The sequence below is a fragment of the Rahnella sp. AA genome (assembly GCF_002834385.1).
In the GTDB taxonomy this organism is placed as follows: Bacteria; Pseudomonadota; Gammaproteobacteria; order Enterobacterales; family Enterobacteriaceae; genus Rahnella.
Genome location: NZ_PITQ01000004.1, coordinates 413,948 through 435,764, shown reverse-complemented (window position 1 = coordinate 435,764; position 21,817 = coordinate 413,948). Strand labels below are relative to the sequence as shown.

Annotated in this window: 20 protein-coding genes; 12 read left to right on the top strand and 8 right to left on the bottom strand. The window is 54.4% G+C overall.

Annotated features, from left to right (window positions below; all coding sequences use genetic code 11):
- Nucleotides 1-52: 52 nt before the first annotated feature.
- Nucleotides 53-319: a helix-turn-helix transcriptional regulator gene (locus CWS43_RS12985; protein ID WP_232776916.1), complete on the top strand. Its 267-nt coding sequence runs from the start codon at nucleotides 53-55 to the stop codon at nucleotides 317-319.
- Nucleotides 320-387: 68 nt separating this feature from the next.
- On the opposite strand, the gene CWS43_RS12980 is transcribed toward CWS43_RS12985, so the two are convergent.
- Nucleotides 388-1,209 (bottom strand): pyridoxal phosphatase, encoded by an 822-nt coding sequence (locus CWS43_RS12980; protein WP_101077346.1) that lies wholly within the window; start codon nucleotides 1,207-1,209, stop codon nucleotides 388-390.
- Between the two features lie 161 nt (nucleotides 1,210-1,370).
- On the opposite strand from CWS43_RS12980, the gene pgl reads away from it, so the two are divergent.
- A complete protein-coding gene (gene pgl / locus CWS43_RS12975) occupies nucleotides 1,371-2,369 on the top strand; it encodes a 6-phosphogluconolactonase (protein WP_101077345.1) in 999 nt (332 codons plus the stop codon).
- Between the two features lie 254 nt (nucleotides 2,370-2,623).
- On the top strand, nucleotides 2,624-4,126 hold the full coding sequence (locus CWS43_RS12970) for a methyl-accepting chemotaxis protein (protein ID WP_101077344.1): 1,503 nt from the start codon (nucleotides 2,624-2,626) through the stop codon (nucleotides 4,124-4,126).
- A gap of 81 nt (nucleotides 4,127-4,207) precedes the next feature.
- On the opposite strand, the gene CWS43_RS12965 is transcribed toward CWS43_RS12970, so the two are convergent.
- The 3 genes from CWS43_RS12965 to CWS43_RS12955 all read right to left on the bottom strand — a co-directional run bounded on the left by CWS43_RS12965 (nucleotide 4,208) and on the right by CWS43_RS12955 (nucleotide 7,446).
- Entirely contained in the window at nucleotides 4,208-5,515 is a 1,308-nt protein-coding gene (locus tag CWS43_RS12965) for a putative acyl-CoA thioester hydrolase (RefSeq protein ID WP_101077343.1), read from the bottom strand.
- A gap of 170 nt (nucleotides 5,516-5,685) precedes the next feature.
- On the bottom strand, nucleotides 5,686-6,381 hold the full coding sequence (locus tag CWS43_RS12960) for a type 1 glutamine amidotransferase domain-containing protein (protein WP_101077342.1): 696 nt from the start codon (nucleotides 6,379-6,381) through the stop codon (nucleotides 5,686-5,688).
- 27 nt (nucleotides 6,382-6,408) lie between these two features.
- Nucleotides 6,409-7,446 carry an NADP-dependent oxidoreductase gene (locus tag CWS43_RS12955; protein WP_101077341.1) on the bottom strand — a complete coding sequence of 346 codons (1,038 nt, stop codon included), beginning with the start codon at nucleotides 7,444-7,446 and terminating at the stop codon, nucleotides 6,409-6,411.
- Between the two features lie 270 nt (nucleotides 7,447-7,716).
- Between CWS43_RS12955 and aphA the strand changes: the two genes are divergently transcribed.
- Nucleotides 7,717-8,430 (top strand): acid phosphatase AphA, encoded by a 714-nt coding sequence (gene aphA, locus CWS43_RS12950; RefSeq protein ID WP_101077409.1) that lies wholly within the window; start codon nucleotides 7,717-7,719, stop codon nucleotides 8,428-8,430.
- 60 nt (nucleotides 8,431-8,490) lie between these two features.
- On the opposite strand, the gene CWS43_RS12945 is transcribed toward aphA, so the two are convergent.
- Nucleotides 8,491-9,270, bottom strand: coding sequence for an ABC transporter substrate-binding protein (locus tag CWS43_RS12945; RefSeq protein WP_101077340.1), 780 nt, complete (start codon nucleotides 9,268-9,270; stop codon nucleotides 8,491-8,493).
- 35 nt (nucleotides 9,271-9,305) lie between these two features.
- Complete coding sequence (locus tag CWS43_RS12940) at nucleotides 9,306-10,460, bottom strand: methionine aminotransferase (RefSeq protein WP_101077339.1); 1,155 nt, start codon at nucleotides 10,458-10,460, stop codon at nucleotides 9,306-9,308.
- Between the two features lie 157 nt (nucleotides 10,461-10,617).
- Between CWS43_RS12940 and CWS43_RS12935 the strand changes: the two genes are divergently transcribed.
- Nucleotides 10,618-11,580, top strand: coding sequence for a LysR substrate-binding domain-containing protein (locus CWS43_RS12935; protein WP_101077338.1), 963 nt, complete (start codon nucleotides 10,618-10,620; stop codon nucleotides 11,578-11,580).
- 14 nt (nucleotides 11,581-11,594) lie between these two features.
- Here CWS43_RS12935 and bioA read toward each other — a convergent pair whose 3' ends face one another.
- On the bottom strand, nucleotides 11,595-12,872 hold the full coding sequence (bioA, locus tag CWS43_RS12930) for an adenosylmethionine--8-amino-7-oxononanoate transaminase (RefSeq protein WP_101077337.1): 1,278 nt from the start codon (nucleotides 12,870-12,872) through the stop codon (nucleotides 11,595-11,597).
- 136 nt (nucleotides 12,873-13,008) lie between these two features.
- On the opposite strand from bioA, the gene bioB reads away from it, so the two are divergent.
- The 4 genes from bioB to bioD all read left to right on the top strand — a co-directional run bounded on the left by bioB (nucleotide 13,009) and on the right by bioD (nucleotide 16,849).
- Entirely contained in the window at nucleotides 13,009-14,046 is a 1,038-nt protein-coding gene (gene bioB, locus CWS43_RS12925) for a biotin synthase BioB (RefSeq protein WP_101077336.1), read from the top strand.
- Between the two features lie 2 nt (nucleotides 14,047-14,048).
- Nucleotides 14,049-15,200 (top strand): 8-amino-7-oxononanoate synthase, encoded by a 1,152-nt coding sequence (bioF, locus tag CWS43_RS12920; protein ID WP_101077335.1) that lies wholly within the window; start codon nucleotides 14,049-14,051, stop codon nucleotides 15,198-15,200.
- Nucleotides 15,184-15,975: a malonyl-ACP O-methyltransferase BioC gene (gene bioC / locus CWS43_RS12915; protein WP_101077334.1), complete on the top strand. Its 792-nt coding sequence runs from the start codon at nucleotides 15,184-15,186 to the stop codon at nucleotides 15,973-15,975. Before bioF ends, bioC begins: the two co-directional genes overlap by 17 nt.
- 187 nt (nucleotides 15,976-16,162) lie before the next feature.
- Entirely contained in the window at nucleotides 16,163-16,849 is a 687-nt protein-coding gene (gene bioD, locus CWS43_RS12910) for a dethiobiotin synthase (RefSeq protein ID WP_101077333.1), read from the top strand.
- A 9-nt stretch (nucleotides 16,850-16,858) separates the two neighbouring features.
- On the opposite strand, the gene CWS43_RS12905 is transcribed toward bioD, so the two are convergent.
- Nucleotides 16,859-17,569 (bottom strand): ABC transporter ATP-binding protein, encoded by a 711-nt coding sequence (locus CWS43_RS12905; RefSeq protein WP_101077332.1) that lies wholly within the window; start codon nucleotides 17,567-17,569, stop codon nucleotides 16,859-16,861.
- A gap of 1,153 nt (nucleotides 17,570-18,722) precedes the next feature.
- Between CWS43_RS12905 and uvrB the strand changes: the two genes are divergently transcribed.
- The 3 genes from uvrB (at nucleotide 18,723) to CWS43_RS12890 (ending at nucleotide 21,762) form a co-directional block, all read left to right on the top strand.
- Nucleotides 18,723-20,729: an excinuclease ABC subunit UvrB gene (gene uvrB / locus CWS43_RS12900; RefSeq protein ID WP_101077331.1), complete on the top strand. Its 2,007-nt coding sequence runs from the start codon at nucleotides 18,723-18,725 to the stop codon at nucleotides 20,727-20,729.
- Between the two features lie 52 nt (nucleotides 20,730-20,781).
- Nucleotides 20,782-21,150, top strand: coding sequence for a VF530 family DNA-binding protein (locus tag CWS43_RS12895; protein WP_101077330.1), 369 nt, complete (start codon nucleotides 20,782-20,784; stop codon nucleotides 21,148-21,150).
- 87 nt (nucleotides 21,151-21,237) lie between these two features.
- Nucleotides 21,238-21,762: an isochorismatase family protein gene (locus tag CWS43_RS12890; protein WP_101077329.1), complete on the top strand. Its 525-nt coding sequence runs from the start codon at nucleotides 21,238-21,240 to the stop codon at nucleotides 21,760-21,762.
- The last annotated feature ends 55 nt before the right edge of the window (nucleotides 21,763-21,817 follow it).

The following is a 21,817-nucleotide window of genomic DNA, read 5'->3' as shown; positions in this document are numbered from 1 at the left end:
ACATCGTAAAAGGAAAGTGTAGTTCAACTTTATGCACACCAAAGGAAGGATAATGAAAAAGGAAACTGACTGGCATCCGGCGGATATCATTGCCGGGCTGCGCAAGAGAAAGACGACGCTGGCAGCCGTATCCCGTGAAGCAGGTCTGGGGTCGTCAACGCTGGCAAATGCGCTGGCACGCCCGTGGGCTAAAGGCGAAATGATCATTGCCAGTGCACTGGGTTTGCATCCTTCGGCGATCTGGCCCAGCCGATATTTTGACGAAAATCGTCAGTTGATTTTACGGACCATAAGACAGAAAAAGAAAAAAACAGAATGAAAACTCGCTGAGGCGATTGATGTATAACGCCTTCCATCCTGATAAAGGAAGGCGTATGCCGCGGAAGGTCAGTTCAGAACTTTGCTGCGAATAACGTCTGCAATTCCCGGTGTTTCATTGTCGCCAATGACCAGCGCCGCACGTTCTTTGATAGCGTCGGCCGCATTGCCCATCGCCACGCCCAGCCCGACGTTTTCCAGCATACTCAGGTCATTATAGTTATCCCCGAAAGCCACAACATCCTGCATGCTCATACCCTGGGATTCCACCCATTCCTGCAGACGACGCCCTTTGCTATTCCCCCCTTTGGCAACGTCAACCTGGTCATGCCATGACCATTCGCAGGCCAGACCGAGATCGTTTTCAACCTGTGCAGCGAAGGTGTGCAGGGCGTCGAGATCCTGATGTGAGGTGGCGAATTTCCAGATGGATTGCGCCTCGTCAGCGGCTTCACGCAGGCTGTTCACCTGGACGATATTTGGGCGCTGATGTTCCGGCAGGCTCTGACCCCAGGCAATAGAACGGGTGACGTGACCGCTGGGCTGCTGATACAGCATGGCATCATCGACATACAGCAGGCCGTGAATACCGTGATAATCCAGCAAATCGATCACTTTCTTCGCTTTCACGCTGTCGAGCGGGTCAGAGGTCATCACCTTACGTGCCTGATAATCATACAAATAAGTGCCATTGCAGCAGATAGCCGGTGTATCGAGCTGTAATGCCTGATAAAACGGGTGGATGGCCACATGATGACGGCCTGTGACGACCACTATTTTGATTCCCTGAGCGCGGGCATCGGCTAACGCGGCGAGAGATTCAGGGAGGATACGTTTTTGACGGTCGAGCAGAGTACCGTCGAGATCGAGCGCAATAATGCGATAAGTCATGGGCAGTCCATCGTAAAGTGAAGAAATTATCGCCATGTTACCGTGTTAAGCCTGCTAATTAAACTCTGTATCCGGTACTGCTAGCCCGCTGGGTTATCATGTTAATCTGAGCTACGCTTTTAAAAACATAACGACTCATTCAGTTTTAATAAGGAGATGTCATGAAGCAAGTTGTCTACGTTGCCAGCCCTGAGAGCCAGCAAATTCACGTTTTTCGTCTGGCGGACACGGGTGACCTGAGCCTGCTGCAAACAGTGGAAGTCCCCGGACAGGTCCAGCCGATGGTCATCCATCCGGACGGTCATCGCCTGTATGTCGGTGTGCGTCCGGAGTTTGGCGTGCTGACTTACCGCATTGATAGTGAAGGGAAGCTGGAAGAAGCGGCGATGGCTCCTTTGCCGGGCAGCCCGACACATCTGGGCATTGACCTTCAGGGGCGTTTTGTTTTCTCAGCGTCTTACAGTTTTAACAACGTCAGTATCCATCCGCTGGATGAAAAAGGTCACGCGCTGGCACCTGTGCAGGTCCTGGAAAACATACAGGCACCGCATTCTGCCAATATCGACCCGACCAACCAGCTGCTGATGATCCCGGCGCTGAAAGAAGACCGTATCCGCCAGTTTGATTTCAGTGCGAAGGGGGAAGCGACGCCGCATGCCGGGTCAGAGCTGAAAACAGCTGCCGGCGCAGGCCCGCGTCATATGGCATTCCACCCGAATCATCATTTTGCCTACTGTGTAAATGAGCTTAACAGCAGTGTGGATGTGTACCAGAAAGACGTCAGTACCGGCGAATACCGTCAGGTGCAGACGCTGGGTATTCTGCCTGCTGATTTCGCGGGTACCTGCTGGGCGGCAGATTTACACATTACGCCGGATGGGAAATTCCTCTACGCCTCTGACCGCACTGCCAGCCTGATTTCTGTGCTGCGCGTATCTGCAGACGGCAGCGTGCTGGAGCTGGTCGGGCATCATGCTACTCAGGCTCAGCCTCGTGGTTTCAATATCGATCACTCCGGCCAGTATGTGATCACCGCCGGCCAAAAATCGGATGCTATTGAAGTAGCGAAAATTGATCAGCAGAACGGCCATCTGACCACGCTGAAAACCTACACCGTGGGCAAAGGCCCGATGTGGGTAAGCATTCTGGATATTCATTAATTACGCAGGTTTATTGATTATTTTCGCTAATGTTTTATTTTGAATTGATCAATAATACCGCATTGAAATAATGATCAAGCCCCTGTAATCAGGGGCTTTTTTGTTCCCTCTCTCTTTTGTGCCATTGTTAAGAAATATTTTAACTTCCCTCTAAATGTTGACTCGTGCTGGTCGATAACTCTCCCGTTATTCACTCATTCTTCGGTGGTTATGCCGCTGCGGAATAAGTCCTTTTAGTCATCAGGGAGAAGAAAATGAATGTACTTTCAGGGATCGGTGGCCGGGTTCGTCACGCCACAATCGCCAACAAACTCGGTGCAAGCTTTGCACTGGTGTTGCTGCTGGGATCCTTTATCGCTGTGTCCGGTATTTATCATCTGACCAGCATCAATCAGCGGGCAGAAAAAGCTACGTTGCTCAAAACAGTAAATGACCTGCTGAGTGGTGCCAAATTTTCCCGACTTTCCTACATGGCGACCAAAGACCCCAAATTTGTTGAAGAAAACCGTCAGGCGCTGGATAAACTGGAAGCCCGGCAGGCCGAGGTCGCAGCCTATTCGTGGGACACTGAAGATCAGCGTCTGGTGGAAACCATGCCGGAGAATATCCGTCGTTACCGGGAAAGCTGGCAACAAACGCTCAATCCTCCTGCAGGCAGTGATCCGGCACAAATTACAGCACAGCTGGCAGAAGCAGGCCTGGCGCTGACCTCGGCGTCGAACACATTGCTGGATCATGAAATGACGAACTTGCATGAAGAAGTCAGTCAGACTATCCGGCAGATGATTGCGATTATTGTCGCTACCGTCATCGTCAGTATTTTGATTTCATGGCGAATTACCCGCCAGCTGACCTTACCGTTACGCCGCACATTGCAAACCGCAGAACGCATTGCGGCCGGTGATCTTTCCATTCACGCTGCCAGCCACAGTTTTGATGAAGTCGGTCAACTGAGCCGCGCGATTGAAACCATGAACCAGAACCTGCATGGCATTATTGGTGATATTCGTGAAGGCGTGACGCAAGTGACGCGTGCGTCCAGTGAGATTGCCGCAGGCAATATTGATTTGTCAGCGAGAACTGAAGAACAGGCTGCCGCGTTGGGGCAAACCGCCGCGAGCATGGAACAACTGACATCGACAGTGAAACAAAACGCCGACAATGCGACTCAGGCCAGCCAGCTGGCGTCTGATGCTGCGACTACTGCGGCAAGGGGCGGTAAGCTGGTCACCGATGTCGTGGGGGTCATGAAAGAAATTGCCGTCAGCTCGAAACAAATCTCGGAAATCACGACAGTCATTAACAGCATCGCTTTCCAGACGAATATTCTGGCGTTAAATGCCGCTGTTGAAGCGGCACGGGCCGGTGAGCAGGGCCGTGGTTTTGCCGTGGTTGCCAGCGAAGTGCGGAGTCTGGCGCAGCGCAGCGGGCAGGCTGCAAAAGAAATTGAAGGGCTTATCGATAAATCGGTGATTAACGTCAATAACGGCTCGCAGCTGGTTGCCAGAGCGGGTGACACGATGGAAGAGATCGTCGGTTCTGTTCGCCATGTGACGCAGATCATTCATGAAATTGCTTCTGCATCTGATGAGCAAAGCCGGGGGATCAGCCAGATAGCGCTGGCAGTTGCAGAAATGGATACTGTCACGCAGCAAAACTCGGCACTGGTGCAGCAGTCAGCCAGCGCTGCGGCTTCACTCGACGAGCAGGCAGTGAATCTGGAACGGACGGTGTCAGTGTTCCGTCTCACCCACTAAAGAAGATAAGTTGCCTGAAATTGCGCTAAAAAAAAGCCGCCGGAGTTGCTTCCGGCGGCTTTCTGCTTTCTTGGGACGATATTATTTCGCTGGCTGAGTCAGCACGTTGTTGTACTGCCACAGACGATTGAAATTCAGATCGTTAAGGTTGCGCGACTGTTTCTGGTCTTTCGGCACATTACCTGCGAAAGGCTGGCCTGAGAAGACGGAAGCGCCCCACGGATTCATCTGGTCATAGCTATTGTCGAAATGGCTGTCACGAATAACGAGCTGGCTGTTTGGCGTTGTGCCAGCAACGTAGCCGTTTTCCGCGCCTTCATCCCATGAACGGCCCATTTTCGCTTTTGCAGCTTGTTCGAAACCACGGTCACCGGTCAGGTTACTGTCGATAACCAGGAAGCCGTAAGGTGCATTCGCCGGTGTGTTCGGTGCGAAGATTGACGCCTGTTTCACACCACGGCTGCTGACTGTGTGGAATTCGACGTGGTCGAATACCGCATTCGCGCGGCCAAATACGTAATCCACGTCGCCGACAATCAGGCTGTTATGCACATAAGCACGACTGTAACGGGTGTTATCTGTCTGGTTGTGGATATTGGCGGTGTTCACCATGAAGGTATTCTGGCGGCCAATCAGGCGCACGTTATCCAGAATGACGTTATCACCGTCGGTGCGTAATGCGACCGCCGGGTGCTCACCCGCATCCACGGTATCGAGCAGAGAATTGCCGATCGTCAGGTTCTGCAACTGCAGGCCATTACTTTGTGACCAGACGGTTGCCGTGCAGCCCGTGCCGATCGTTTCAGTCGTCTGGGTCGCGCAGTTCTGGAACATATAATATGCACGATCGCCCGGCAGGAACTGGCCGTTAGGGCTGACGGTTGAACGGTAAGCTGCTGGCGTAGCAGAGGCTTCCAGGGTTTGCGTCAGGGTGACATCAGACGCGCTGTTGCCTGCGCCGAACAGTGTGATCGGTGGTGCGCCAGCCGGGATGTATACCGCGCCGTTGTAAGTGCCCGGCAGGATTTTAATGAAGATACGTTCGCCGTGGTTACGGACGGCCAGCGCGGCATTCACTGCCTGCTGTACGTTAGCGTAAGCCGCGCCATCAGTACCTGACTGCGGGCCAACCACGAAGCTGGATTTTGCGGCATCAGTGCTTGCCAGTTTAGGGAACCAGCCCTGCTGCTGAACCTGCAAAGAAGGGCCGCCAAAGGCCAGATAGTTTTTCGCTGTAAAGTTGGCCGCTTCGTCCGCAGATAATACGGGCAGTGACGCGGTGCCTGGGGCAACCTGGCTGGATAAGCCTTCGTGGCTGCTGCTACATGCCGCCAGGATCAGGCTGGCAGACAACATAGCGCACGCGCGCGACAGGGTGGAAATTTTCACTGTGACAGACTCCTTGATGAAGAAGGTTATTCTTTTTTTTCAATGTTGCGGCAAATGCCGCAATAAAAAAACGGTGGCCAGCAAAACTGACCACCTATTCTGCGCCTGTTATACCACAGGAATCAGCTGTATATCACTGCCAGTGATGCTTTGCCGCAAGCGTAGTCAGATCACTTGCTGATATCTGCGCCGCCGGACAATTTCAGCAATGCCTGCGCGACGGCTTTGGACGATGCCGGGTTCTGGCCTGTAATCAGTTTGCCATCGGTGACAACGTACGGACGCCAGTCTGCCGCCTTACTGTAATCGCCGCCGTTTTTCTTCAGTTCATCTTCTACCAGGAAAGGCACGATGTCGGTCAGGCCAACGGCATCTTCCTCACTGTTACTAAAACCGGTCACGCGCTTATCTTTCACCAGCGGCGTGCCGTCTTCCACCAGCACGTGACGCAGAACACCTGGCGCATGGCAGACCGCAGAAACCGGTTTGCCCGCAGCCCAGAATGCCTGGATCAGCGCGACCGAATGCGCATCTTCTGCCAGATCCCACAGCGGGCCATGGCCGCCGGGATAGAAAATAGCGTCGAAGTCGCTGGCATTCACTTCGGCAAGTTTCACCGTATTCGCCAGTGCTTTCTGCGCCACCTTATCGCCGCGAAAACGCTCCGTGGTTTCAGTCTGTGCATCCGGCTCATCACTTTTCGGATCCAGCGGCGGCTGCCCGCCTTGTGGCGAAGCCAGCGTTATTTCAACGCCGGCATCCAGAAATTCATAGTAGGGCGCGGTGAACTCTTCCAGCCAGAAACCGGTTTTCTTGCCGGTGTTGCCGAGCTTATCGTGTGATGTCAATACAATCAGTAATTTCATGTTACCTCCTGTGGACGCAGTCAGGTGTTAATCCTGCCCGACACGAACGACCAGTTTGCCAAAGTTTTTCCCCTCAAGCAGACCAAAGAACGCCTGCGGTGCATGCTCCAGCCCTTCAACGATATCTTCACGGAACTTCACTTTTCCGGCTTCAAACCATTCGCCCATCTGTTTCGAAAATTCAGGGTAGCGATGGCCGTAATCATCAAAAATAATAAAGCCCTGCACGCGCATGCGCTTTCTCAAAATGGTGCTGGTCAGTAATGACAGGCGATCCTGACCTTCTTTCAGGCCCGTGGCGTTGTATTGAGAAACCAAACCACACACCGGAATACGTGCTTTGGTATTGAGCAGCGGCAGAACCGCGTCAAACACTGCGCCGCCGACGTTTTCGAAATAAATATCAATGCCCTCAGGGCAGGCGGCTTTGAGGCGTTGATCCAGGTCCGGTGCCCGGTGATCAAGACATTCATCGAAGCCGAAATGTTCAACGGCATAACGGCATTTCTCTTCGCCACCGGCAATGCCGATAACGCGGCAACCTTTGATTTTACCGATCTGCCCGACCAGCGAACCCACCGGCCCGGTAGCGGCGGCCACGACCAGCGTTTCACCAGGCTTCGGTTCTCCGATATCCAGTAATCCCATAAAAGCAGTGAAGCCCGGCATGCCTAAAACACCGAGCGCCAGAGAAGGTTTTTTCAACGCTGCGCCTTCGAGTTTTTTGACGGCTTTGGCATCGGCGACGGCGTAATCCTGCCAGCCGGTGCTGCCCACCACTAAATCACCCGCGCTGAACTCCGGGCTGTGGGACTCCACCACGCGGGAAACGGCGCCGCCGGTCATCACTTCCCCGATTTGTACCGGTGCTGCATAAGAAGGTGCGTCGCTCATGCGGCCACGCATATAAGGGTCGAGCGACAGCCAGACAGTACGCAACAATAGCTGCCCGTCTTTCGCCTGAGGTAATGGTGCCTTTTCCAGACGGAAATTTTCATCAACAGGTTTACCATGAGGGCGGGATGCCAGCACGATGCGGCGGTTTTCAGACTGAGATTGAGACATACCAATACCTTCCCGTTTCATATAAGAGAGTTAAAAGTCGACGTAATTGGGAATAAGTATAGGACGCGAAGTTGTTTTCGCATGAAGCGGTTTATGCCATGTTCTTATGAGTCATGCGTTTTATCCCCAAACTGTGACCATCATCTTTTCCTATGACTTTGTCCGAGAAATCCCTTTAAGTCTGTGAAGTGCGCAGGTATGTTCGGTAAGGTTTTTGACCACTTGCTCCGTTTTATCTTTCAGATTAATAAGCATAAAAAAGGTATCCCGATGCGTAAAACACCTCTGGCACTCAGTGCCGTTTTCCTGCTGCTCAGCCTTGGCCAAACGGCGACGGCAAAAGACGCTGCGCCCGCGCCGCTGTATCCGGGCGTTAACGTTGCACAACTCGCCCAACAGTCGCCGGTTCACTGGGTTTCTGTCGCGCAAATTGAAAACAGTCTGCAAGGCCGTCCGCCGCTGGCGGTGGGGTTTGATATTGATGACACGGTGTTGTTTTCCTCGCCGGGCTTTTACCGTGGCCAGCTGGAATTTTCTCCGGGCAAACAGGACTATCTGAAAAACCCGAAATTCTGGGAAAAAATGAATAACGGCTGGGACGAGTTCAGCATGCCGAAAGACGTGGCGAAAAGCCTGATTGCCATGCACCTCAAACGCGGCGACAGCATTTATTTCGTTACCGGGCGCAGTGAAACCAAAACCGAAACCGTCACCAAAACCTTGCAGAACGATTTCCAGATCCCGCAAGACAAAGTCAATCCGGTGATTTTTGCCGGTGACAAAGCCGGGCAGAACACCAAAACGCAGTGGCTGAAAGATAAGCAGATGAAGATTTTCTACGGGGATTCGGACAACGACATCACCGCCGCACAGGCCGCCGGTGCGCGCGGTATCCGCGTATTACGTGCGTCAAACTCCAGCTATAAACCGTTACCGCAGGCCGGCATCTTTGGCGAAGAAGTGATTGTGAATTCTGAGTACTGATAAGAAAAGCAGTGGCAGGATTTGCGCCTCACCAGAATACAGGTGAGGCGCAGAAAAAAATTACTTCACACTCACATCAATATCGCCGAAGTATTTCTTCGACAGTGTCTTCACTACGCCGTCGTTCTGCACTTTGGCGATCGCGGTATCAAGTTTTTCTTTCAGCGCGGTATCACCTTTGCGCAGGCCGAATGCAATGCCGCTGCCGAGGATTTTATCGTCGCGTACGGCGTCGCCGACAAAGCCGTAATCCTTGCCATCAGGACGTGACAGGAATCCGCTCTGGCCTGCCGGAGCCAGCACTAACGTGCCGTCCAGACGCCCTGAGGACAGGTCCAGATACACCTGGTTCTGATCCTGGTAAGAAACGATATCCACGCCTTTCGGTGCCCAGTGCGCCTGCGCGTAACTTTCCTGAATCGAGCCCTGCAACACACCGATATGTTTACCTTTCAGCGCATCAACGGTCGGCAGCAGGCCGGAATCTTTTTTGGCAATCAGCTTCGTCGGTACGCGGTAAATCACATTCGTGAAATCAATCGCCTGACGACGTTTTTCCGTCACGTTCATGGCGGAGTTAATCGCATCAAATTTACGCGCCTGAAGGGCGGCAATCAGGCCATCGAAAGAGGTGTCGTACCATTCGCATTTCACGCTGGCCGCGGCGCAAACGGCATTACCCAAATCAATATCAAAGCCCTGCAATTCGCCGGTGGCGCTTTTGGATTCAAACGGCGGATACTGCGCTTCCAGACCGAATTTCAGCGTGGAACCGTCCGCCAGCGCAGAAAAAGACGCCACGGCGCAACCTAACAGCAATGCGATTTTCAATTTTTTCATTATTCACAATTCCCCTGCGGTATCAGAAAGTAGGCTCAGACGCGGCACAGACGGCGTGCGCCTTCGTACAGCGTGTCGTTATCTTTGGCAAAGCTCAGGCGGATAAGCCCGGTGGGTTTGTTATTACTGTAAAAGGCCGACAGCGGGATGGTGGCAATCTGGTGATCCCGAATCAGGCTCAGCACAAATTCATCGTCGGTCAGCGGGCTGAAATGACTAAAACTCGCCAGCATAAAGAAACTGCCACGGCTTGGGAGTAATTCAAAGCGGGATTCGCTCAGCGCTTCCGCCAGCAAATCGCGTTTTTTCTGATAAAAATCCGCCAGACCGAGATAGCTTTGCGGATCGGCCAGCGCTTCGGCAAAGGCAACCTGCATCGGCGTGTCGGCGGAGAACACCATAAACTGATGCACTTTGCGGATTTCGTCCATCAGTTCCGCCGGTGCCAGGCAGTAGCCCACGCGCCAGCCGGTGACGTGATAGGTCTTGCCGAACGATGACACAATGACGCTGCGCTCGGCCAGCTGCGGATGGCAGGCCATGCTTTCGTGGCGCTCGCCGTCGAAAACTACGTGCTCGTAAACTTCGTCCGACAAAATCACGATGTCAGTGTCTTTGGTCAGCGCCGTCAGACGTTCGATGTCGAAATCAGTGAAAATCGCGCCGGTCGGGTTGTGCGGGCTGTTGATGATGATCATGCGCGTGCGGCTGTTGATGGCGCTCGCAACCTGATCCCAGTCGATGCTGAAATCTTCCATCGACAGGCCGATCGCCACCGGTTTAGCGCCCTGTAAGCGGACAATCGGCGCGTAGCTGTCAAACGACGGTTCGAAATAAATGACTTCATCGCCCGGATGCACCAGCGCGCTGATGGCGGAATACAAGCCTTCGCTGGCGCTGGCAATCACGGTAACTTCGCTGTCAGCGTCATAATGGCAGCCGTAAAGTGCTTCGACTTTGGCGGAAAGCGCATGGCGCAGCGCGGCCACGCCGCTCATCGGTGCGTACTGGTTATGACCGTCGCGCATGGCTTTGGCGACGCTGTCGATAAGCGCAGGCTGGCAGGAGAAATTCGGTGCGCCCTGCGATAAGTTCAGGGCATTGTGCTCGGCGCTGAGCTGGCCGATCACGGTGAAAATAGTGGTGCCGACGTCCGGTAATTTAGACTGCGGCGACATTGCGCTTTTCATAGCATTTTCCCCAAAGGAAACAGGCCGGGCGGCCATGAGAAGGTTAAAACGGGTGTTTAACGATTAAGCAGCAGTTCGCCTGTGCCGACAATGGAAAATTTGTCATACTCGCTATGATCAGCCGTCATGGCTAAATGCTGAATTTACCGGGGGCACCGTGGCTCTTTCGCCTGAACTGTCGTATCTGAATGCACTGAATTTACCGTCGCTCAACGTGCTCAAAACCTTTGCTGTCGTCGCACAAACCCTGAATCTGACGCATGCCGCCACGTTACTGCACATTACGCAGGGCGCGGTCAGCCGCCAGATAACCGGGCTGGAAACATCGCTGGGGTATCCGTTGTTTTTACGTCAGGCCCGCGGTCTGACGCTGACCCCGCGCGGTGCGCAGCTATTACCGCCCGTGCAGCAGGCGCTGTCGCTGATGGGGGATGCGCTGAAACGCGTCGGTTCACACCCGGACACGCTGCGGATCAAATGCCCGACCTGTTCGATGCGCTGGTTATTACCACGCGTGATCCAGCTGCAAAACGACCGGCCTGATATGCGCATCGAACTGACGGCCTCGATTGCGCACGGCGTGGATTTCAGCAATGAGCATTTTGATGCCGCCGTGATTTTCGGGCGGCCACCGGAATCGCAGCGCCGGGCGCATCATCTGTTTGACGAAGTGCTGACGCCGGTCTGTACGCCGGATTTTTTGCCCCGCCATAAAGGGAAAACTGCGGTTGCCGACCTGGCGGATAAAACGCTGCTGCACCCGACCCGCGACCGTCGCGACTGGCTTTTGTGGCTGCGGGAAGAGGGCGTGCAGGGGCTGCCGTCGGAGAAATCACAGCATTTCGACACGCTGGATCTGGCGATTAACTCTGCACTTCAGGGTTATGGCGTGGCGATCGGCGATCTGACGTTAATCGAAGATGATTTGCAGGCGGGCAGGGTGATTGCGCCGTTCCCGCTTTGCGTGGCAAGCGGTGCGTCTTATACGTTGTTGTATCCGGAAAACCCGACGCCCGCGCTGAAAGTGGCGATTGATTTTCTCAATGAACAGGCGCGTCTCAGCCGGGAAAAGCTGAGCGCGCTGTTATCAACATCGCACCGGCTGGTCAGCGCCGTTTGATCAATACCGTATGATCAATAGAGTGCGCCGAGGGCGCTGGCAATGGCACCGGTCAGTTTACGGAGTTCTTGCGGCGTGATGATGTACGGCGGCATCAGGTAAATCAGCTTGCCGAACGGACGGATCCACACGCCCTGTTCCACGAAATGTTTTTGCAGTTGCGCCATGTTGACCGGCTGGTGCATTTCCACCACGCCAATCGCGCCGAGCACCCGCACATCGGCCACTGCCGGATGTTCAGCCAGCGGCAGTAATTCATTTTTCAGCTGCTTCTCGATATTCAGCACCTGCGCCTGCCAGCGGTTTTCCGACAATAAGCGCAGGCTGGCATTGGCGACCGCGCAGGCCAGCGGATTGCCCATAAACGTCGGGCCGTGCATGAAACAACCCGCTTCGCCGTTGCTGATCACTTCCGCGACATGTCGCGTGGTCAGCGTGGCGGAAAGCGTCATATAGCCGCCGGTCAGCGCTTTGCCGAGGCAGAGAATATCTGGCGAAATTTTCGCATGGTCACAGGCAAACAGCTTGCCGGTACGGCCAAAACCGGTGGCAATCTCATCGGCAATCAGCAGCACGCCGTATTGATCGCATAATTTACGCACCCGTTTTAGATACAACGGATGGTAAATCCGCATTCCGCCCGCGCCCTGAACCACCGGCTCTAAAATCACCGCGGCAATTTTGCTGTGGTTTTCATCGAGCATTTTGGCGAAAGGCGCAATATCCGCTTCGTCCCATTCGCCGTCAAAACGGCTCTGCGGCGCGTCGGCAAACAGATGCTGCGGCAGATATCCCTGATACAAACTGTGCATCGAATTTTGCGGATCGCAGACCGACATCGCACCGAAGGTATCGCCGTGATAGCCGTTGCGCAGCGTCAGCAGCGTCTGACGTTTCTCGCCGCGCGCCTGCCAGTATTGCATCGCCATTTTCAGCGCCACTTCCACCGCGACCGAACCTGAATCCGCCAGAAACACGCATTCCAGCCCGGCGGGCGTCATTTCCACCAGACGGCGCGACAGCGCGATGGCTGAAGGATGCGTGATGCCGCCAAACATGACGTGTGACATTTTGCCAATTTGCTCAACCGTGGCCTGATTCAGCTGCGGGTGGTTATAGCCGTGGATCGCCGCCCACCAGGACGACATGCCGTCCACCAGCTCACGTCCGTCGGCCAGATGTAAAAGCACGCCGGATGCCGATTCCACCGGATACGCGGGCAGCGGTTTGGTCATGGATGTGTACGGATGCCAGATGTGGCGCTGGTCGAATTCGATATCGGCGGGGCTCATAAAGGATTCCTGCGGGCGGTAAGTTGTAAACTAAAAAATGTAATTCTCATTGACCGTAAACTAAAACGAATCGAGAATGGTTGACAGTATACCGACCATAAAAACGTTCACGAAACATTTATTTTGGAGTTGTCGCATGACTACCCGCACCCAATGGACGCTTGAAAAAACTCAGGCACTGTTTTCCAAACCTTTCCTTGAGCTGATGTTTGAAGCCCAGCAGGTTCACCGTCAGCACTTCGATCCGCGTCAGGTTCAGGTCAGTACGCTGTTGTCGATCAAAACCGGTGCCTGCCCGGAAGACTGTAAATACTGCCCGCAGAGTTCCCGTTACAAAACCGGGCTGGAATCTGAGCGTCTGATGGAAGTCGAGCAGGTACTTGAATCCGCCCGTCAGGCGAAAGCCGCCGGTTCGACCCGTTTCTGCATGGGCGCCGCGTGGAAAAACCCGCACGACCGTGACATGCCGTACCTCGAGCAAATGGTGCAGGGCGTGAAAGAACTGGGGATGGAAACCTGCATGACGCTCGGCACGCTGAACACCACCCAGGCGCAGCGTCTGGCGCATGCCGGTCTGGATTTCTACAACCACAATCTGGATACCTCGCCGGAATTTTACGGCAGCATCATCACCACCCGCAGCTATCAGGAACGTCTGGATACGTTGTCGGAAGTGCGCGGCGCGGGCATTAAAGTCTGCTCCGGCGGGATTGTCGGTTTGGGTGAAACCGTCAAAGACCGTGCCGGGCTGCTGATGCAGCTGGCGAACCTGCCGGTGCCGCCGGAAAGCGTGCCGATCAACATGCTGGTGAAAGTCAAAGGCACGCCGCTGGCCGATAACGACGACGTCGATCCGTTTGATTTCATCCGCACTATTGCCGTGGCGCGCATTATGATGCCGGAGTCGTATGTCCGCCTTTCTGCCGGTCGCGAACAGATGAGCGAACAGACGCAGGCGATGTGCTTTATGGCCGGTGCCAACTCCATTTTCTACGGCTGTAAGCTGCTGACCACGCCGAACCCGGCGGAAGATAAAGATCTCATTCTGTTCGGCAAACTGGGGCTGAACCCGCAGGTATTCGAAACAGAAATGGGCGATAACCAGCAACAGGCCGCGCTGGCCGAACAGCTGGTTCATGCCGATACCGCACAGTTCTACAACGCCGCCGTCTGATCATGAGCTGGCAAACGCGGATTAACGATTCCGTTGCCGCCCGCAAAGAAGCGGCGGCTTTTCGTGTGCGTCAGCCGAACAACGGCGGCAGCGCGCGTTTTCTGACACAGGGTGACAAACGGTATCTGAATTTTTCCGGTAACGATTATCTCGGCCTGAGCCAGGACGCCGGAGTCATTGCCGCGTGGCAGAAGGGTGCAGAAAAATACGGCGTCGGCAGCGGCGGTTCCGGTCACGTCACCGGCTACAGCGTGGTGCACGCCGAATTTGAACAGCAGCTGGCGCAGTGGCAGGGCTATCCGCGCGCGCTGCTGTTTATCTCCGGCTTTGCGGCCAATCAGGCCATTCTTGCCGCGCTGATGCAGGGCGACGATCGCGTGCTGGCGGATAAACTCAGCCACGCTTCTTTGCTGGAAGCCGCTGCCCATGCGCCTTCGCAGCTGCGGCGCTTTCATCACAATCAGCCCGATTCCCTGCAACGCTTGCTGGAAAAACCGGTGGACGGTGAAACGCTGGTGGTGACCGAAGGCGTGTTCAGTATGGACGGCGACGCTGCACCGCTGGCGCAACTGCATCGTTTGGCGCAATCGCACGAAAGCTGGCTGATGGTGGACGACGCGCACGGCGTGGGTGTCCTGGGTGAAGAAGGGCGCGGCAGTTGCTGGCAGCAGGGTGTGCGGCCTGAGCTTCTGGTGGTCACATTCGGTAAAGCTTTCGGGTGCAGTGGTGCGGCGGTGCTGTGTGATGATGCCACCGCGGATTACCTGTTACAGTTCGCGCGTCATCTGATTTACAGCACGGCGATGCCTGCGGCGCAGGTTTGCGCGTTACAGGCTGCGCTGGTACGGATTCAGCAAGGTGACGATCTGCGTGATAAACTGGCGGCCAATATTGCCCGTTTCCGCGCTGGTGCCACCGGATTGCCTTACCGGCTGACCGGCTCACAAACGGCTATCCAGCCGGTGATTGTGGGCGAAAATCAGTCTGCTTTGGATCTGGCGTCGGCATTGCGCGAACGCGGGTTGTGGGTCAGCGCCATCCGTCCGCCGACAGTGCCGCCGGGCAGCGCGCGGCTGCGTCTTACGCTGACAGCGGCACACAGGCCGGAAGATATCGATTTTTTGCTGGAGTCCCTTCATGGGTGCAGTTACTGAATTAGTGAACAAACAAGCGGTGGCCGACGCGTTCAGCCGCGCCGCCGTCAGTTATGAAAACGCCGCACAATTGCAGCGGGATGTGGGTGAAGAGTTGCTCGCACTGGCGGCTCCGTATCTGAAAGACGCAGGCCAGACCGTCCTTGATGCGGGATGCGGAACCGGCTATTTCAGCCGTCACTGGCGTGCTCAGGGTAAAAACGTGATTGCGCTGGATCTCTCCGAAGGCATGCTGAGCCGTGCCCGCGAGCTGGATTCCGCCGATCAATATGTGCCGGGGGATATCGAGCGTTTACCGTTTGCCGATAATTCGGTTGATATCTGTTTCAGCAATCTTGCGGTGCAGTGGTGTAACGCGCTGCCGCGTGCGCTGGAAGAAATGCACCGCGTCACCCGCAACGGCGGGCTGGTGATGTTCTCCACGCTGGCCGAAGGTTCGCTCAATGAGCTGGCCGCCGCGTGGATGAAAGTCGATGGCCGTCGCCACGTTAATCAGTTCCTGACGCCCGACAAAATTGCCGAAGCCTGCGCGCCGTACCGTCATGAAGTGACCTTCAGCGATCACGTCGCCGAATTCCCTGACGTGATGTCGCTGATGCGCTCGCTCAAAGGCATCGGCGCAACGCACATCAAAAATGGCCGCCTCGGCGGGCTGGGCGGGCGTGAGCGTCTGCAATTGCTGGAAAAACATTACATCCGCCGCGACGGCGTTCTGCCGCTGAACTACCGGCTGGTCTACGGCATTTTGCAGGTGGAAGAACTCATTCCCCGCTGATTTACTCCTCCCCGGTTGAAGCAGGCACGATCAGCTCTCCCCCTGCGAAGGGGAGGGTTGGGGTGGGGTATTAATGGCAGGCACGTAGTCGTTTGTAAAACCCCCTCCCGGCCTCCCCCTTCGCAGGGGGAGGAGCAGGCCAAATCTCAGCACGGGTGTGGTTATCTAAACCAAAACCAGGCTTCAAATGAAAAAATACTTTATTACCGGCACCGATACCGAAGTCGGCAAAACCGTCGCGACCACCGCATTTTTGCAGGCGGCAGCACGCGCCGGGCACAAAACCGCAGGGTACAAACCCGTCGCTTCAGGCAGTGAAATGACGGCAGAAGGGCCGCGCAACAGTGACGCGCTGGCGCTTCAGGCTTACAGCACCGTCGGGCTGCGTTATGACGAAGTGAATCCGTGTACGTTTATTGAACCGACATCGCCGCATATCGTCAGCGAGCTGGAAAATCGCCCGATAGATCCGCAGGTATTATCCGCCGGATTGCGTCATCTCGAACCGCTGGCCGACTGGGTAGTGGTGGAAGGGGCGGGGGGGTGGTATACGCCGCTGACCGCAGATTATACGTTTGCGGACTGGGTGATTGCCGAGCAACTACCCGTGGTGTTAGTGGTGGGAATGCGGCTGGGCTGCATCAATCACGCCGTGCTGACGGCGCAGGCCATCGCGCAAAGCGGTTTGCATCTGGCGGGCTGGATTGCCAATGACGTGCAGGAAACGGGGAAGCATCATCAGGCATACATGGCGACGCTCACGCGTATGCTGCCTGCGCCGTTACTGGGCGAGATCCCGTACCTGAGCGTCGGTCTGGATGTGAATCTGGGGCAATATCTGGATCTCGAACGCCTGCTTCCTTGCGCTGAATGAAGCACGGCGTCAGACCGTCAGATAGTTTTTGACCAGTGTCTCGTCGAGCTGCGCCAGTGTTCCCTGTGCCACGTTGCGACCACCGTCTACCAGACAAAACCGGTCAGCGACGCTGCGGATAAACGGCAATTTATGCCCAACCAGAAGCAGCGTCAGACCAAGATCGCGGTTCAGGCGATGAATGATATTGCCCATATTGGCTGCCATCGACGCGCTGGTGTGTTCGGTCGGCTCGTCGAGGATCAGCAGTTCTGGCTCCTGAACCAGCGCACGGCTGATGGCCAGTTGCTGCTGCTGGCTCTCATCCAGTTCACCCGCTTTACGCGCCCCCATCTCCTTTAATGTCGGAAACAGGTCGTACACCTGCTCAGGCACCCGGCGGGTCTTATTCCGGCTGGCCATCATAGCGATTTGCAGGTTTTCATCGACACTCATCTGCGAAAAAATCTGCCGCCCCTGCGGGACATAGCCGATACCAATTTGCGCACGGCTTTCTACCGGCAGATTTAACAGACTTTGGGGTTCTTCATCACGAGATTGCCAGGAAATGGCACCACTTTTCACCGGAAGATGGCCCATAATGCAGTTCACCAGCGTGGTTTTCCCCACGCCGTTACGCCCGATCAGGCAGGTACATTGACCGCGGTACAGTTCGAGATTGATATCCCACAGAATATGTTTTTGCCCATAATACTGATTAACTGATTTTACACTTAACATCAGACCTCCCTCCCACACGGAGTTTTCCGCTGAACTTCACTTTGACGGCCACTGTCATCTTTCTGACATTTATGTTCCGCTGTAAATGCCACAACACAGGATTTAATTCCAAATGTTGATGGTCAACCTGACAGCATCAATTACAGATAAAGAGTCATTAACCAGTGATAAATGGGGTTAACGGCTTTTTCTTTGCACTAAAAATGGATCTGCATACCCGAAAACAGCGTAATCATCAGATTTCGCGTTTAAGTTTAAAAAGCGGTTCCGGCTACAGGAAGCACTTCCTACAGTGACACTGCAACTCTCAGGCCAAGTTTGAAAAATTGCACAGGAAAAGAGAAGTTACGGAGGTGTTAACAGCGGGGCGCATGGCGATTTAGGATTATTCATTAGAGTTGTTGAGGTTTTGTGACAGCCTGCCGGACGCGGGAAGAGGAGATCTGCACTTTGCCAGTGCTGCGCTCTCTGATTTTGGTGCAGGTAAAGTGGCGATCAGAAGCTAAAAAATCCTGATGAGATGCACTTTTGGTTTTTGCAAGGAACATCCGCGCGGAAATCTAGGCAAAATAGGTATAAATAAGGAGATAAAAAAGATAAAAAATAACTAAAAAAGACCTTTCAGACGCTGAAGAGGCAAAATGTGGTTTTTTACCAACTCCCGTAGCACGTGGCGTGCTGGGACTTATCCACTATTCCTGTGGATAACCTTGTGTATGAGAGTAAGAAAAGTTGCTACAGACGAGTCAGGGCGCGGGTTCCGCTCGGTTTGCCCGTATTCGCAGCTTTTTAATGATATTGTTTTTAATCAATGAGTTAGTTAAAAGCAATATCACCGTAATTCGTTCGTCATAGTTGTGTCAGTCTTCGTCAAGCTGTGGTCAGAAAATGACAGGTGGAGAAAATCGGGGGATAAATGTCTTCTGATGGTGAGAATTATCATTCGCAATAACCTAAAAAAGTGCAGTTGTAGCAACCTCTTAAATCAGCGGGGGTTTTTATCGGTTGGAAGCTGTTTTTATATACAGTACTATGAGCAGGGGAAAATCAAGGCTGGCAAAATTTGCGAAGTCTTTCATACTATTTTTCCGCAAACTGTTCGCAGGTTCAGCGCACGGTCTTATGCGTTTCCATTTCAGCCAGGTAGCCCGTCATGAGTAAAGAGTTCAAACTGCATTCCGAATTTAAGCCGTCAGGCGATCAGCCTGAGGCAATACGCCGTCTGGAAGAAGGGCTGGAGAACGGGCTGGCGCACCAGACGTTGCTCGGTGTGACCGGTTCCGGTAAGACCTTTACCGTCGCGAATGTGATTGCTGATCTGAACCGCCCGACGATGGTGCTTGCGCCGAACAAAACTCTCGCGGCACAGCTATACGGCGAAATGAAAGAGTTCTTCCCTGAGAACGCTGTCGAATATTTTGTTTCTTACTACGATTATTATCAGCCCGAAGCGTACGTCCCGAGTTCAGACACGTTTATCGAAAAAGACTCCTCGGTGAACGAACACATCGAACAGATGCGCCTTTCCGCGACCAAAGCGCTGCTTGAGCGCCGCGACGTCATCGTGGTGGCATCCGTCTCGGCGATCTACGGTCTGGGCGACCCGGATCTGTATCTGAAAATGATGCTGCATCTGACCAAAGGGATGATTATCGATCAGCGCGCGATCGTGCGTCGTCTGGCCGAGCTGCAATATGCCCGCAACGATCAGGTTTTCCAGCGCAGTACTTTCCGCGTGCGCGGCGAAGTGATCGACGTCTTTCCGGCGGAATCGGATGACCTTGCGCTGCGCATTGAGCTTTTCGATCAGGAAGTCGAACGGCTTTCCCTGTTTGATCCGCTGACCGGTCAGGTGCAGCACGAAATCCCGCGTTTCACGATTTACCCGAAAACGCACTATGTCACCCCACGAGAACGTATTTTGCAGGCGATGGAAGAGATCAAAGTCGATCTGGCCGAGCGCCGTAAAGTGCTGCTGGACAATAACAAACTGCTCGAAGAACAGCGCCTCAGCCAGCGCACGCAGTTTGATCTCGAAATGATGAATGAGCTGGGTTATTGCTCGGGCATCGAAAACTATTCGCGGTATCTCTCCGGACGCGGTCCGGGCGAGCCGCCGCCGACGCTGTTTGACTATCTGCCTGCCGACGGTTTGCTGATTGTCGATGAATCCCACGTCACCATTCCGCAAATCGGCGGGATGTACAAAGGCGACCGCTCGCGTAAAGAAACGCTGGTGGAATACGGTTTCCGCCTGCCATCGGCGCTGGATAACCGCCCGATGCGCTTTGAGGAATTTGAAGCGCTGGCGCCGCAGACGATTTATGTTTCCGCCACGCCCGGAGCTTACGAGCTGGATAAATCCGGCGGCGACGTGGTGGATCAGGTGGTGCGTCCGACCGGCTTGCTGGATCCGATTATTGAAGTGCGTCCGGTGACCACGCAGGTCGACGATCTGCTGTCGGAAATCCGCAAACGTGTGGCCATCAATGAGCGTGTGCTGGTCACCACGCTGACCAAACGCATGGCCGAGGATTTGACCGAGTATCTGGAAGAACACGGCGAGAAGGTGCGTTACCTGCACTCTGATATCGATACCGTCGAGCGTGTGGAAATCATCCGCGATTTGCGTCTCGGTGAATTCGACGTGCTGGTGGGCATCAACTTGCTCAGGGAAGGGCTGGATATGCCGGAGGTTTCTCTGGTGGCGATCCTGGATGCCGACAAAGAGGGCTTCCTGCGTTCTGAGCGTTCGCTCATCCAGACCATTGGCCGTGCGGCGCGTAACCTCAACGGTAAAGCCATTCTTTACGGCGACAGAATCACGAATTCGATGGCTAAAGCGATCGGGGAAACGGAGCGTCGCCGGGCGAAACAGGAAGCTTACAACCTGGAAAACGGCATTACGCCGATGGGGCTGAACAAGAAGATTTCCGACATCCTGCAACTGGGCCAGCCGAAGACCAAAAAGAACAAAGACAGGCGCGATGCCGAAGCGGCGCAAACCTACAAATCGCTTACGCCTAAAGCGCTGGAACAGCGCATTAAGGAGCTGGAAAGCAAGATGTATGCGCATGCCCAGAACCTGGAATTCGAAGAAGCGGCCAATACCCGCGACGAACTCCACGCCCTGCGCGAGCAGTTTATTGCTCTTTCGTAAGGGAAAAATGCTAAAGTGCGCGGCCTGAAAATTGATAAGGAAAAGCGAGCCAATGACTGATACACCACAAAATCCCGGTGCGGCGAAAGATCCGCTGCACGGCGTCACGCTGGAAAAACTGCTGACAACGCTGGTGGATAATTTTGGCTGGCCCGCACTGGCCTCGCAGGTCAATATTAACTGCTTTAAAAGTGACCCGAGCATCAAATCCAGCCTGAAATTCCTGCGCCGCACGCCCTGGGCGCGCAAGGAAGTGGAAACGCTGTATCTGGATTTTATTGAAGGCCATTTGCGCCCTGATATGACGCGCAGCAAACGCCGCACGCCGTTATCCGCTGAAAAACCGCAGAAACCCAAAGTCAGCACCGCGAAACCTGCCGCTGACAGCCCGTGGAACAATCACCCGCTGACCAAAAAATAACAGCCGTTTCCACCGGTTTTTTGAACTGTGAAAAAGCCCCACGATCTGTAAAGTGAAGCGGGGCTTTTTTATTGCGCGGAGAAAAATGTGACAGGGCAAAATGTACTTATTGTGGTGGATATGCAAAACGGAGTGTTCGCATCGCCACGTTATGACCGCAGCGGGCGCACCGCGTTAATTAACCAGCTGATTGACCGGGCTGGGCACATCATATTTATCCAGCACGCCGAAGGTGAAATGACCGAAGGCAGCGAACTCTGGCAGGTTTTGCCGGAGCTTCATCAGCCGGCGGGTTCTGTTTCCGTCACCAAAACCGCCTGTGATTCTTTCTACCGCACGCGTCTTGATGAAGTGCTGAAAGATCTCAATGCGACCGGCTTTACGGTGTGCGGATGCGCCACGGATTACTGCGTGGATACCACCATTAAAATCGCCGCCAGCAAAGGTTATGTAGTGACCGTGGCCTCCGACGCGCACACTACCGGCGACAGAACCTACGCCACGGCTCAGCAGTTAATCGGCCAGCACAACGAAGTCTGGCGCGAATTATCCGTGCCGGGAAATCCGGTGACGGTGAAAACCACCGCTGAAATCCTGGCCGGCTGGGCATAATTCCAGGCAGCTTTGTGAAACGGTGTGAATGACAAAGGCCGCATTGCGCGGCCTT